Annotated in this window: 1 pseudogene; it reads left to right on the top strand. The window is 64.5% G+C overall.

Features of this window, described 5'->3' with window-relative positions:
- Positions 1-313 (top strand): annotated as a pseudogene (locus PZH32_RS12405) (molybdopterin-containing oxidoreductase family protein); the annotation flags it as partial.

The raw sequence follows: 313 nt of genomic DNA on the forward strand, positions 1-313 counted from the left end.
CCCACAACTTCCACTCGGCCTACGAGATCTGCAATGGCCCCCGACACTTCGGCGGCGTTCTGACCGACGAGAAGGGCTCGCCGTGGATGGAGGTGGAGCAGGGCCCCATCGTGTACGTGCAGTGGGGTACCGCTTCCGAGTACTCTAACTACGACTCCACCAACCGTACCGTGGTCGACTGCTCGCAGCGCGCGTTCAAGCACCTCCTGGTCGACCCCCGTATGAGCCCCCTGGGCAAGGAGGCCGATCTGTGGCTGCCCATCCGCGTCGGCACCGACCTGTGCCTGTCGCTGGGCTGGCTGAAGTGGATTGT

It is taken from the genome of Adlercreutzia equolifaciens (assembly GCF_029076695.1).
In the GTDB taxonomy this organism is placed as follows: domain Bacteria; phylum Actinomycetota; class Coriobacteriia; order Coriobacteriales; family Eggerthellaceae; genus Adlercreutzia; species Adlercreutzia equolifaciens_A.